This is a genomic window from Pantoea sp. X-Soil-TKNS-1280 (assembly GCF_059730475.1).
Map to the genome: position 1 here is coordinate 3,040,592 of NZ_AP035962.1, position 12,906 is coordinate 3,053,497.

General features: G+C 54.2%; 14 protein-coding genes. 7 read left to right on the forward strand and 7 right to left on the reverse strand.

Going from position 1 to position 12,906, the window contains the following annotated elements:
- The first annotated feature begins 18 nt into the window (after positions 1 to 18).
- On the forward strand, positions 19 to 1,236 hold the full coding sequence (locus AC6I8X_RS14065; protein WP_313682257.1) for an L-lactate MFS transporter: 1,218 nt from the start codon (positions 19 to 21) through the stop codon (positions 1,234 to 1,236).
- A gap of 42 nt (positions 1,237 to 1,278) precedes the next feature.
- On the opposite strand, the gene AC6I8X_RS14070 is transcribed toward AC6I8X_RS14065, so the two are convergent.
- Positions 1,279 to 2,157 carry an SMP-30/gluconolactonase/LRE family protein gene (locus tag AC6I8X_RS14070; protein ID WP_497839995.1) on the reverse strand — a complete coding sequence of 293 codons (879 nt, stop codon included), beginning with the start codon at positions 2,155 to 2,157 and terminating at the stop codon, positions 1,279 to 1,281.
- A 285-nt stretch (positions 2,158 to 2,442) separates the two neighbouring features.
- Between AC6I8X_RS14070 and AC6I8X_RS14075 the strand changes: the two genes are divergently transcribed.
- Entirely contained in the window at positions 2,443 to 2,592 is a 150-nt protein-coding gene (locus AC6I8X_RS14075; protein ID WP_313682253.1) for a hypothetical protein, read from the forward strand.
- Between the two features lie 66 nt (positions 2,593 to 2,658).
- Here the strand turns inward: AC6I8X_RS14075 and AC6I8X_RS14080 are convergent, their stop codons facing one another.
- The 4 genes from AC6I8X_RS14080 to AC6I8X_RS14095 all read right to left on the reverse strand — a co-directional run bounded on the left by AC6I8X_RS14080 (position 2,659) and on the right by AC6I8X_RS14095 (position 5,250).
- Positions 2,659 to 2,940: a lipoprotein gene (locus AC6I8X_RS14080; protein WP_299455200.1), complete on the reverse strand. Its 282-nt coding sequence runs from the start codon at positions 2,938 to 2,940 to the stop codon at positions 2,659 to 2,661.
- A gap of 251 nt (positions 2,941 to 3,191) precedes the next feature.
- Complete coding sequence (locus tag AC6I8X_RS14085) at positions 3,192 to 3,995, reverse strand: hypothetical protein (protein WP_313682248.1); 804 nt, start codon at positions 3,993 to 3,995, stop codon at positions 3,192 to 3,194.
- Between the two features lie 10 nt (positions 3,996 to 4,005).
- A complete protein-coding gene (locus tag AC6I8X_RS14090) occupies positions 4,006 to 4,458 on the reverse strand; it encodes a universal stress protein (protein ID WP_313682246.1) in 453 nt (150 codons plus the stop codon).
- 6 nt (positions 4,459 to 4,464) lie between these two features.
- Complete coding sequence (locus AC6I8X_RS14095) at positions 4,465 to 5,250, reverse strand: IclR family transcriptional regulator (RefSeq protein WP_497839996.1); 786 nt, start codon at positions 5,248 to 5,250, stop codon at positions 4,465 to 4,467.
- Between the two features lie 146 nt (positions 5,251 to 5,396).
- Here AC6I8X_RS14095 and AC6I8X_RS14100 point away from each other — a divergent pair, with 146 nt between their 5' ends.
- The 3 genes from AC6I8X_RS14100 (at position 5,397) to ypdK (ending at position 8,305) form a co-directional block, all read left to right on the forward strand.
- On the forward strand, positions 5,397 to 6,998 hold the full coding sequence (locus AC6I8X_RS14100; RefSeq protein WP_313682243.1) for an MFS transporter: 1,602 nt from the start codon (positions 5,397 to 5,399) through the stop codon (positions 6,996 to 6,998).
- Positions 6,999 to 7,003: 5 nt separating this feature from the next.
- The gene (locus AC6I8X_RS14105) at positions 7,004 to 8,032 is read left to right on the forward strand and encodes an HlyD family secretion protein (protein WP_313682241.1); all 1,029 of its coding nucleotides are present in this window, start codon (positions 7,004 to 7,006) and stop codon (positions 8,030 to 8,032) included.
- A 201-nt stretch (positions 8,033 to 8,233) separates the two neighbouring features.
- A complete protein-coding gene (gene ypdK, locus AC6I8X_RS14110; protein WP_128178783.1) occupies positions 8,234 to 8,305 on the forward strand; it encodes a membrane protein YpdK in 72 nt (23 codons plus the stop codon).
- A gap of 54 nt (positions 8,306 to 8,359) precedes the next feature.
- On the opposite strand, the gene alaC is transcribed toward ypdK, so the two are convergent.
- Positions 8,360 to 9,592 (reverse strand): alanine transaminase, encoded by a 1,233-nt coding sequence (alaC, locus tag AC6I8X_RS14115; protein ID WP_084876196.1) that lies wholly within the window; start codon positions 9,590 to 9,592, stop codon positions 8,360 to 8,362.
- 118 nt (positions 9,593 to 9,710) lie between these two features.
- A complete protein-coding gene (locus AC6I8X_RS14120; protein ID WP_313682239.1) occupies positions 9,711 to 10,235 on the reverse strand; it encodes a GNAT family N-acetyltransferase in 525 nt (174 codons plus the stop codon).
- Between the two features lie 256 nt (positions 10,236 to 10,491).
- On the opposite strand from AC6I8X_RS14120, the gene AC6I8X_RS14125 reads away from it, so the two are divergent.
- Complete coding sequence (locus AC6I8X_RS14125) at positions 10,492 to 12,180, forward strand: sensor histidine kinase (protein ID WP_299455268.1); 1,689 nt, start codon at positions 10,492 to 10,494, stop codon at positions 12,178 to 12,180.
- The gene (locus tag AC6I8X_RS14130; protein ID WP_084876199.1) at positions 12,177 to 12,905 is read left to right on the forward strand and encodes a LytR/AlgR family response regulator transcription factor; all 729 of its coding nucleotides are present in this window, start codon (positions 12,177 to 12,179) and stop codon (positions 12,903 to 12,905) included. The genes AC6I8X_RS14125 and AC6I8X_RS14130 overlap by 4 nt, the downstream gene beginning before the upstream one ends.
- Position 12,906 lies beyond the last annotated feature (1 nt).

A 12,906-nucleotide genomic window follows, 5' to 3' on the forward strand; every position in this document is an offset into this window, starting at 1 on the left:
CCGGATGGGAGAGAAAAAATGAAAAGCACAACACCGAGTTATCAACGTACCCGCTGGCTTACTCTTGCCGGCACCATTTTGACCCAATTTGCGCTGGGTTCGGTCTACACCTGGAGCCTGTTTAATGGTCAGCTGGCGCAGAAGCTCGATGCACCCGTCAGCCAGGTGGCTTTCTCCTTTGGTTTACTGAGCCTGGGCCTGGCGATTGCGTCATCACTGGCGGGCAAATTGCAGGAACGCTTTGGCGTACGCAATGTCACCATCGGTGCTGGCGTACTGATGGCGCTGGGCTTCTGGTTAACCGCCCATGCCGATAATCTGATGATGCTGTACCTCAGTGCCGGTGTGCTGGTCGGTCTGGCCGATGGCGCGGGTTATCTGATGACCTTATCCAACTGTGTGAAATGGTTCCCGGAGCGCAAAGGGGTGATTTCCGCCTGTGCGATTGGTGCCTACGGTTTAGGCAGCCTGGGTTTTAAATTTATCTGCGGCGCGTTACTCAGCACTCAGGGACTGGAAAACACCTTTATCATCTGGGGTGTTATGGCGATGGTGATGATTGTGATTGGTGCGTTGCTGATGCGTGATGCGCCAGTGCAGCAAAGCAACAATGCTTCCGTTCAGCAGGCTAAAGACTACACCCTGGCGCAGTCCGTACGCTTACCGCAATACTGGATGCTGGCGCTGATGTTCCTGACTGCCTGCATGAGTGGTTTGTATGTGATTGGCGTAGCAAAAGATATCGGCGAAGGTCTGGTACATCTCAGTACCGCTACCGCCGCCAACGCCGTGACCGTGATTGCCATCGCCAATCTGAGTGGCCGCCTGGTTCTGGGTGTGCTGTCCGATAAAATGGCGCGCATTCGGGTGATTTCGCTGGCACAGGTGGTTTCACTGCTGGGCATGAGCATCCTGCTGTTCACCCATATGAATGAATCCACCTTCTTTATCTCTCTGGCCTGTGTGGCATTCAGCTTCGGCGGCACCATCACCGTGTTCCCGTCACTGGTGAGCGATTTCTTTGGCCTGAATAACCTGACCAAAAACTATGGCCTGATTTATCTTGGCTTTGGTATCGGCAGCGTGCTGGGGTCGCTGGTGGCATCGGTATTTGGTGGTTTTACCATCACTTTCAGCCTGATTATGACCCTGCTGGTGATTTCTCTGTTCCTCTCCATCAGCATCCGCCTGCCACAGCGCCACGATGTGCAGGAACCGGTACTGCATCGCAGCTAAGTTTTCTCCCAATGCCGTGCCTTAGGCACGGCATCCTGCTGCTTAACCTTTGAATAACGGCTCAGCAATCCCCGCCACCGCCACATCCACCGCAAAAACATCGCCGGATTGTGGATAACGTGCCAGCTCCTCCGCAGTGCGATGCTCACGCGATGAGGTGATGTACAGCGTCTTCAGGTCTGCGCCGCCAAATGCCACCATGGTCGGCCAGCGCACCGGCAAAGCAATCTCATCAACAATCTCTGCCGTCAGCGGATCAATACGCACCACGCGCCCCCCATCAAACATGGCTGACCAGTAATAGCCTGCGCTATCCACTGCGGCGCCATCCGGTAATCCCCCTTTGGCGTCAAACTGCCGGAAACGCTGCCGTGTCCCCGGTTCCCCGCTCTGTGCATCCAGCGGGTAGCGATACAGCACCTCATTCGGCGTATCGCTGTGATACATCCATTGACGGTCCGGCGAGAATGCCAGCCCGTTGGAGATTTTGACATCCTGCGCCATCACCCGCAGCGCGCCATCGGGGGTGACGCGGCACAACAGGCCACCGTTTTTATCCTGTGGTTCCCATAAGCTGCCGCACCAGAAATTGCCCCAGGGATCCACGCGTCCATCGTTAAAACGGCTTTTGGCCACGATTCCCGGATTATCCGCCAGTTTACGCTGCGGTTTACCTTCATCATCCAGCAGCCAGACGCCACTGCGCAAAGCGGCAATCAGACCGCCCTGCTCGCGCAGTCCGATACATCCCACCTCTTCCTGTTGTGGGAAGCTGCGCAACTCACCGCTGGCTGGATCGAAACGGTGAATCGCCGGGGCCAGTATATCAACGCACCACAGCACCTGCTCCCGGGTTGACCATAGCGGGCACTCAGCCAGTTCCGCCTGCAATGCCAGTACATTTCTTACTTCGCGCGCCATGATGTTCTCCTTAATTTAAACTGCCCTGACTTTAGCTGGTATCCCACAGTTCTGCACGATGTGCGTTAATTGAGAACAGATATTATTCAGGCTTGCTTTTCAGAGTAATCGCGTTATTATCATCCTGTATTCAGCTTATTCCGATTGGTTTATATTTCCTCCCGCCTCTCTCCTCATCACACTGAAATATTCAGAAATAGATCCAGAAATAACTCTACATTAGCTGCATCTTAGCTCCACTTTTCCGTTGTAATCTGGCCTCATTGGAAAAGAGGAGGACTCTCCATGAAAAAATTAATAAAAGTCGCGTCCGTTGTTGCCGTTATAGTCATGCTGAGTGGTTGTATTATTGATCCTGGGCATGGGCGTGGACCCGGCTGGGGACCGCCACACGGCGGCTGGCACCACGGCGGACCGGGTTATGGCCGGTGGTAATTGGGCAAAGCACACACAGCAAATAATAAAAAAGAAAAAGGGCGGGGAAATACCCCGCCCTGTTTTTTAGCTTTTTACCGCGTAATTACATTGATACCAGGCTTTCTTTAGTCCTGGAATATGACTATCTTCCGCCGGTAACGATTCCACTTTATCAAATCCACGTTTGCTGCAATATTCTGCCAAATCCATTTCCATGGCATCGCGATTAAATTTCTGCGGATCGTAGCGATACTGAACGGTATTTGAACTGGGATCTTCATCGACACGCTCAAATCCACCTGGTTGGCTGACACTACAGCCGGTCAGCATTAAAAGCGCCATGGCGCCTAATAACCACTTTTTCATTATGATGTCCTCATTCGATGCCGCAGTGTAAATGGCGGCACAGCGCCTTTCCATAGGATTAAGGCGCGAAATGTCTGCACAAAACCAAGCTTTTACCAATCAAATTGATAAAACCAAACGGTTATTCATATCAGCACAGCAGTGCCATGATGTGTTCAGACAAAACGAAGTCGGCACCACACCAGGTGAATAGATAAGAGACTGACTGATTGTGACCTTATGCCCGTGCTGAGCGGGCTTTTTTTTGCCCGCTATCCGGTAAGGCTGACCATTTTACGCAGGAGATTGGCGGCTTGTTTGGCAGGCAATGCCAGAATGCCGCTGTACAGGTCAATCGACATCGCGCACATCGCTGAACGATCCACCGTGGTATCCGCTGGCATATTCAGTTGCTGCAGGCGATCGCCCCATTTGCCGTACAGGGTTTCCACCACTTTTTGCAAATCACGTTGCGCAGCCTGATTATCGACGACCTGATCATCACCGGTGCTCTGCGCCAACAATTCATCCAGCGCCTGAGCATCACGCTGATTCAGCGCCGGTGACAGCACGCGTTGCAAATTAATGCCGCCAATCACCTGCGGATAGAGGAAGCGGAAACAGGTTTGTGCATCCTGCTGTTGCAGCGCCTTCATCTCCTCAACCGACACGGAAATATAATTGATGATGGCTGCATCACTGGCTCGCATCAGACGCTGATTGACCAGATCGAGCAGCCAGCCACGCATTTCGCCCAGCGCTTCATCCGGCGGCACCCCGGCCAGGCGTTTGTGCAACAGTTCATGGTTCAGTAGTTGCCACAACGCCGGTTCCTGCGTTTTCAGCAATCGATAGCCCGGAGCCTCGCTGAGCTGGCTGGCAACTTCAGCCGCCAGCGCCTGTCGCTGCTGGCGCGGATGCAACCAGCTAAACCACAGCAAATTCGCCAGCAACACCGGTAACAGGAACAACACCACCCCCTGCCAGAGACGGAGTGAGGTGGTACGTATCAGCAAAATAATAATCACCGCCAGCAGCACAAAGGCGGCCAGCGTAACAGGGAAAAGCGAGAGCATGGAGCGGTTATTAATCCTTGCGAACGTCAATCAGAACCGGGCAGTTAGCACGTTCAATCACGGCAGCACTGACCGAGCCTTTCAGCAGGCGGTTAAACGGCGAAAGATGCCGACGTCCCATGATGATCATGCTGGCCTGCACTGCCGCCGACTGTGCAACAATGGTTTCTGCTGCTTCACCGGCCAGAATCACCCCTTTGGCCGCCACACCAGCCCGCAGTATGGGGGCAAGCGCATGCCGCACCACCATTTCCGCAGTATTCTGTTCATCCTTTGCCACCAGAAAATCATCCGGATCTTCACCGGCATCAATCTCGATCGGCTGGTTGCAGGATGAATAAGCGGGATCGACGCAGCACAACACCACGACCTGCGCCTGGTGAGCCAGCGCCTGATCAATGGTAAGGGCGATCACTTTTTCCGCCACCGGGGAGTTATCTATGGCCATCAGCAAGGTTTTCATTCTTGGTTATCCTTCAACAGCGGTCATTTTGCCAATTTCGCGGGTTAGCGCTTCTTTACACTTCAGGATTTCCTCACAATAACGCGCTTCATGTTTACGGAAACGCGCCGTTGGCACCAGTAGTGAGATAGAAAAACGTCCAAATAACGTATCGATCGCCACCGCCATGGTGGAGATGCCTTCCAGCGTCTCGCCACGATCGTAGGAGAAGCCGGTTTTACGGACTTCGCCAATCAACCCCAGCAATTGCGGCAGCGTTTTTATCGTCATTTCGGTCAGCTCTTTATACGCTTCACCGACAATAACCCGTACATCATCATCGCTCTCCAGCGCCAGCAGGGCACGTCCGCCCGAGGTGCTGTAAAGCGGAAGGTTCAGTCCCATGCGAGGCACCACGCGCAGTTCGCGCGAAGCCACCACATAATGGACGATCGCCAACTGCGTCCCACTGGCACGCGCCAGCGAAACGGTTTCATTAGTCGCAGCAGAAAGTTGTTCAAGGAAGGGACGTACCACTTCAACCACGTCGCTGTGCACACTGGAGATCAGTTTCAGCAATGCGGGCCCGAGACGTAAGCCACCTGCGCCGCTGCTGCGCACCAGTTGGGCGTTATCCAGCGCGGCGATAATGCGTTGCACCGTTGAGCGCGGCAAATCCACCGCCTGAGCGATCTCCCCCAGGCTCATACCGCCGGGATGCTCACCCAAAGCATTTAAAATTTTTGCCGCGCGGGCAATGACCTGAATGCCGCCCGCTTTTTCATCCTCACGGCAGGAGGGGAGTTCAACCATATTTCGTTCCTTTGTGGCCTGGCCTACTGTAGCGCGATTACCGCACTTTTACACCCTGTATCACATTGCAATACAACATACCGGGATGTAATATGCGAGCTGTATCACATCGCAATACACTGCATCAACATAACGAGATTCCTGCTATGAACGCCCAACCTGCAGCGGCGCCGGCACCTCATCCTTTTACCCTGCGCCTTGCGCTCGGTCTGGTGGGGGTACTGATTGCCGCACTCACCTCCGGTTTAAACGATCGTGTCACCGATATTGCGCTGGCGGATATTCGTGCGGCCATTGGCATCAGTTACGATCAGGGTAGCTGGATTATTTCCGCCTATCAGGCCGCCGAAGTGGCCGCGATGATGATCGCCCCCTGGTTTGCCGTGACCTTCTCGTTACGTCGTTTTGCGCTGACGGTGTCAGCAGGCTTTATGCTTACCGGCCTTCTGTTACCACTGCTGCCTAATGCCACGCTGTTTATCACCCTGCGCGTCATTCAGGGATTATTCGGCGGCGCGCTGCCCCCGTTACTGATGACGGTAGCGCTGCGTTTTTTACCTCCGCCGATCAAACTTTACGGCCTCGGCGCTTATGCGCTGACCGCCACCTTCGGTCCCAATCTCGCCGCCACCCTTGCTGCCTTCTGGACCGATGACGTCAGCTGGATGTTTGTGTTCTGGCAGATTGTCCCCACCATGCTGATCGCCATGCTGCTGATCGGTTGGGGCCTGCCGCAGGATCCCCTGCGCTTCGAGCGTTTCCAGCAGATGGATCTGTTTGGCATGCTCACCGGTTGCAGCGGCATTGCCATGCTGGTACTGGCGCTGACCCAGGGCGAACGGCTGGACTGGCTCAGTTCACCGCTAATCGTCGCGCTATTATTCAGCGCAGCGGCATTGCTGATTGTGTTCTTTATTAATGAATGGTTTCATCCGCTACCCATCTTTAAGTTGCAGATGCTCCAGCGCCGCAATCTGGCGCACGGTCTGCTGGCGCTGGCGGGGGTACTGATTCTGTCGCTGTCCGGCTCTGCCCTGCCCTCCGCTTACTTTGGCCAGATTGAAGGTTTTCGCACCCTGCAATTCGCACCGCTGGCGCTGACGGTGGGTTTACCGCAGTTACTGATCGCACCGTTGATTGCTGCCTTGCTGAATATCCGCTGGATTGACTGCCGCTGGATGTTGACGGCTGGCGTGGCGCTGCTGGTCATCTCCTGCCTGCTGGGCATGCAGATCACCACCGACTGGGGACGGCAGAATTTTTGGCTGATCCAAATTTTGCAGGCTTTCGGTCAACCGATGGTCATTTTGCCGGTGCTGATGAGCGCCACCAGCGTGGTAGCACCGCCGGAAGGTCCGTTTGCCTCGGCGATGTTCAACACCGTACGTGGGTTCTCCAGTGTCGCTGCCAGTACGCTGGTGGAGTGGTTTATCAGCCATCGCGAACAGTTTCATTCCAATATCCTGGTGGGTAATGCCGCCAGTCGTTCCTGGCTGATGACCGCACCCACCACCGCCCAGGCCAGCAGCAGTTTTCCACTCCTCCCCGATGGCAGCGCCAGCAGCAGTGAAAACCTGAGTGGTTTCGCCAGCCTGCTCAAGCATCAGGCGATGGTGCTGAGCCTGAGTGATAGCTATCTGATGCTGATCGGTTTCGCCGCACTGATGCTGCTGCTTACCGTCTGGCTGCCAAAACGCGTCTGGCCGCCACAAACCCTGATTCAACCTGTTACAAACACGTCGAGATAAATAATATGCGTGCTTTTGCTTTGAAGAGAACGGTGCTGCTGAGCGCCTTACTGCTGCTGTTGCTGGTGATGGCTTTTTTTGTCTGGTCAGCCATGACCCGTAACGATCATCGCACCGATGATGCTTACGTGAATGCTGATTACACGCTGGTGGCCCCCAAAGTCTCTGGCTATATTGCCAGCGTCAATGTGCAGGATAACCAGCGGGTGAAAGCGGGAGAACTGCTGGCGACGCTGGACGATCGTGATTACCGCGTCGCGCTGGAAACCGCCAAAGCCAATCTGCAGGTTAGCGAAGCCAAACGTCTGAGCAGCCAGGCACAGCTGGATCAGCAACAATCGACCATCGACCAGGCCAAAGCAACGCTGGCAGCCAGCCAGGCCTCCGCGCAATACGCGGGACAGAGCGCTGCACGTTACGACAGCTTGTATAAAAGCGGCACCATCGCTGCCGACGAGCAACAAAAAGCGACATCGACTCAGCGTTCCGCCGCCGCTACGGTGCGTCAAAGCGAAGCGGCTCTCGCCGCAGCGGTAAAGGAAGTGGGAGTGTTGCAGGCGGCCTTGCGTCAGGCTGAAGCCGATGTCAGCGCAGCGCAGGCCAGTGTCGATCAGGCGCAGCTAAACCTGTCTTACACGCGGATTGTCGCACCGGTTGATGGCATGGTCGGGCAGCGTTCGGTCCGCCTCGGAGCCTATGTCACAGCGGGTACCCGTTTGCTGGCAGTGGTGCCATTACAGCAAACTTACATCACCGCCAATTTTCTGGAAACTCAGTTGACAGATGTTCGCCAGGGTCAGAAGGTGACCGTGCGGGTGGATGCCCTGCCCGGCAAAACGTTTTCCGGTCACGTTGACAGCATCGCCCCGGCCACAGGCGCGACCTTTTCCGCCATTTCTCCGGATAACGCGACAGGCAACTATACTAAGGTGATTCAGCGTCTGCCGGTAAAAATCGTGCTGGATCCGAACCAATCCGATCTGGCGCAATTACGGGTAGGTATGTCGGCGATCCCGCAAATTGAGGTGCAGTAAAAGCGTGATAAATATCTCAGATCCGATCACTTTCTTTTCGGAAAGATTACGCGTAAATTAGCGTTCGATCCTGTTCTGAGTTTGCTCTGGACGACCTGAGAGAAAAGCGTGCGGCGGTTATGAACTTCACCTTTCTCTTATTCTGTCGCGTTACGCTGGCCTGGGATCGCCATCGTCGTAACCGCTCAGAGGAGTTGTTGTGTGAAATACGCTTTGATGGGAATCTCTTTTTTCCTGTTAATCTGGGTCGGCACCTTTGTGCTGATGCTATAGAGCCACCAGGAAGTCAGAAAGGGCGACAAATCTGTCGCCCTTTACTCAAAAATTCTACTCTTCTTCTGTTGCTTTCAGCGTTCCCGGCAAAATACCATCCGCACGAAACATCGCTTTAATGCCCCGCACCGCCTGACGAATACGGTCGCTGTTTTCGATCAGCGCGAAACGTACGTGAGTATCGCCGTAATCGCCAAAGCCGACACCCGGTGAGACGCACACTTTGGCTTCCTGTAGCAACAGTTTGGCAAATTCCAGCGAGCCAAGGTGCGCATAGTGGTCAGGAATTTTCGCCCAGACATACATTGACGCTTTCGGCATCTCCACCATCCAGCCCGCTTCATGCAGCCCTTTCACCAGCACATCACGACGACGTTTGTATTGTTCAGCGATATCACGAACGCATTGCTGATCGCCTTCCAGTGCAGCAATCGCCGCCACCTGCAACGGTGTAAAGGTGCCGTAATCGTGATAACTCTTGATACGCGCCAGCGCTGCGACCAGCTCCTTGTTGCCGACCATAAAGCCGATACGCCAGCCCGCCATGTTGTAGCTTTTTGACAGGGTGAAAAACTCCACCGCCACATCGCGTGCACCCGGCACCTGCATGATAGACGGCGCTTTCCAGCCATCGTAAACAATGTCGGCATAGGCCAGATCGTGGATAACCAGCACGTTGTACTGTTTCGCCAGCGCAATCACCCGCTCAAAGAAATCCAGCTCGACGCACTGCGCGGTCGGATTCGACGGGAAGCCGAGGATCATCATCTTCGGTTTCGGGTAGCTTTCGCGAATTGCGCGTTCCAGCTCGTTAAAGAAATCGACGCCCGCCACCAGCGGCACAGAACGGACCTGTGCACCGGCAATCACCGCGCCGTAGATATGAATAGGATAACTGGGATTCGGTACCAGCACGGTGTCACCGTGGTCGAGCGTTGCCAGCATCAGATGCGCCAGCCCCTCTTTCGAACCGATAGTGACAATGGCTTCGGACTCCGGATCGATGTCCACCTGATAACGGTCCGCATACCAGCGCGAAATAGCGCGGCGCAGACGCGGAATACCTTTCGAGGTGGAGTAACCATGGGTGTCGTCGCGCTGTGCCACCTGGCACAATTTTTCCACGATATGCGGCGGCGTTGGGCCATCCGGGTTCCCCATCGAAAAATCGATGATGTCTTCGCCGCGCCGACGCGCAGCCATCTTCAATTCAGCGGTGATGTTAAAAACGTAAGGGGGAAGGCGTTCAATACGGGAAAAACGACGGGGTGTGCTGTTATCAGCCATGATGTCCTCTGGAGTACGTTAGCGCCCGGACCGTCCGAGCGACGTGGGTCACTGCTGTGACCGAACCAAGAACATAACGCGGCGATCACCGCATTGTCGAGCGCCGAAGATAATTTTTTTATTTTCGCGGATTCAGGCGGCCGAGCACCCAATCGTTTACCCACCGGCCATTTAGCAGATAATTATCCCGCAAAACCCCCTCCAGCGCGAAATCATTCTTCTCCAGAATGCGCCGTGACGGCCAATTCCCCTCCACCACCAGCGCTTTGAGTTTATGAAATTCCGCCTGGAACAAAAAGGTGCACAGCGCGCTCAATGCCTCACTGCCATAGCCCTGCCCGGTGAAGCGATGCAGCATCATGTAACCCACTTCAGCCTGCCGATTTGGCTCCCATTCGGGGCTACAGCCAAACAGGCCGATAGCCTCCCCGCTGTCACGCAGACGGGCCACCAGACACAGCATATGGAAACTGGTGACCAGCCAGGGTGCAAGGCGTTCGGTAAAGCGCTGGCGGATATCCTCTTCATCGGGGATCTCACTTACCCAGGTCATAGTGGCGGCATCTTCGTGGACCGCTTTAAAAATCTGCCAGTCTTCCGGTTGTAACCGGCTGAGGGTCAAACGAGCAGTAACTAATTGCATGGCTGCACTCCGAAAAAGGCTTAGGCCAACATAACAAACCGGACCAGTGACAGGAAGTCGCAACCACCGGGAAAAGATAATCCTCTTTTTACCACTCAACTTTTCCCCTTTTTGGATTTTGGTGAGTAAAAATTGATCCTGGCCATAAGAAGTGCCCGCAGCCTGCCAGGGCGCTGGCAGATCTCGATCACATTTTTTATCATAGACCTACTCCTTTTTCGTTAGCGACGAGATGCCTGTGCCCTCTCACTTTGACATGCTGCTGGCGGTGTTTGATCGCGCCGCACTGATGCTGATTTGCCTGTTTTTCCTCACCCGCACCCGGGTGTTTCGCCAGTTGTTGCAGAAGGATGAGCATTCACGCCAGGAAAAAGTGGTAGTAACGGCGATTTTTTCGCTATTCGCCCTCTTCAGCACCTGGTCAGGTATTGATGTCGATGGTTCACTGCTTAACGTACGTGTGATTGCGGTGATGTCGGGCGGCATTTTATTTGGCCCCTGGGTCGGCATCGCCACAGGCGTCATTGCCGGGTTACACCGTTTTCTGATTGATATTCATGGCATTACCTCAATTCCCTGTCTAATCACCAGCATCATTGCCGGTATCGCTTCAGGCGTGATTAATCGCCGGGTCAGCAAGGAGCAGCGCTGGCGCGCCGGTATTCTCGGCGGCATGTTGTGTGAAACCCTGACCATGCTGCTGATTGTGCTGTGGGCCAGACCGATGACGCTCGGCCTCGATATTGTCTCTGAGATTGCACTGCCGATGATCCTTGGCGCATCCAGTATTGGGTTAATTGTGTTGCTGGTGCAGAGCGTTGAAGGGGAAAAAGAAGCGATTGCGGCGCGCCAGGCCAAGCTGGCGCTGGAGATTGCGAACAAAACGCTGCCACTGTTTCGCCAGGTCAACAGCGATTCATTGCACCAGATTTGCGACATCATTCGCAGCGAAATTCATGCAGATGCGGTGGCAATCACCAATACCAAACAGATTCTTGCCTATGTCGGCTACGGTGAAGAGAACTATCACGATGGTGATGACGGCCTCAGCCCCACCACCGCTCAGGCGATCACCAGCCGAAAAATTATCATTAAAAATAATGACGAGGCACACCGCACCAAAGATATCCACTCGATGCTGGTTATTCCCCTTTGGGAAAAAGGGGAAGTTACCGGGACGCTAAAAATCTATTATCGCCGTGCGCATCGCATCACCGGTTCGCTAAAAGAGATGGCAGTTGGGCTGTCGCAGATCATCTCCACCCAGCTGGAAGTGTCGCGCGCCGAGCAGTTGCGTGAGATGGCAAACAAAGCCGAACTACGTGCGTTACAAAGCAAGATCAACCCGCATTTCCTGTTTAACGCGCTGAACGCGATCTCCGCCTCGATTCGCCTCAATCCCGATACCGCCCGCCAGCTGGTGATCAATTTGTCACGCTATCTGCGCTACAACCTGGAACTGAATGATGACGAGCCTATCGATATCAAGAAAGAGCTGTGGCAGGTGAAAGATTATATTGCGATTGAGCAAGCGCGCTTCGGTGACAAACTGTCGATGATTTACGATGTTGATGAAGACCTGCATTTCACCCTGCCCAGCCTGCTAATCCAGCCACTGGTGGAGAATGCCATTGTGCATGGCATCCAGCCCTGCCGGGGTAAAGGGGTGGTCACGCTCAGCGTGAAAGACCTGGGCGACCAGGTGCGGGTTTCGGTGCGCGATACCGGTGCCGGTATTAGCGATGACGTGATGGCACGCGTGGCGCGGGATGAAATGCCAGGGAATAAAATCGGTCTGCTTAATGTACATCATCGGGTGAAACTGCTTTCCGGCCAGGGATTAACCATTGTGCGTCATCAGCCTGGCACCGAAATTTCCTTTACTCTTAGCAAAAATGGCCACCGGTTGCCCACACCGCTCGTCAGCCAGGAAACCTCAGCGTGAAAGCCATCATTGTCGAAGATGAATTCCTGGCACAGCAGGAACTGAGCTGGATGATTCAGCATCATAGCCAGATCAGTATTGAAGCCTGTTTTGATGACGGGCTGGAAGTGCTGAAATATCTGCAAAACCACCGTGTCGATGTGATTTTCCTCGACATCAATATCCCGTCCCTGGATGGCATGTTGCTGGCACAAAATATTAATCAGTTCGCGCACAAGCCGTTGATCGTGTTTATCACCGCGTGGAAAGAGCATGCAGTGGAAGCCTTTGAGCTGGAAGCCTTTGACTACATCCTGAAGCCGTATCATGAGTCGCGCATTATCACCATGCTCAACAAACTGGAAGCCAGCTGGCAACAGCAGCAATCACCCGCCAGCAATCCGCAATCCACGGTTCCGCAGACCGTGAATCTGGTTAAAGATGAGCGCATCATCGTGACTGACATCAACGATATTTATTATGTCGAAGCGCACGAGAAGCTGACGTTCGTGTATACCCGGCGCGAAGCCTACGTGATGTCGATGACCATCAGTGAGTTTTGCAGCCGTCTGCCCGAATCGGCCTTCTTTCGTTGCCACCGTTCGTACTGCGTCAACCTGAGTAAAATTCGCGAAATTGAACCCTGGTTCAACAATACCTATCTGGTGAAATTACGTGATTTGGACGCGCAGGTCCCGGTGAGCCGCAGCAAAGTGAAGGCCTTCCGGCAATTGATGCGTTTGTAAG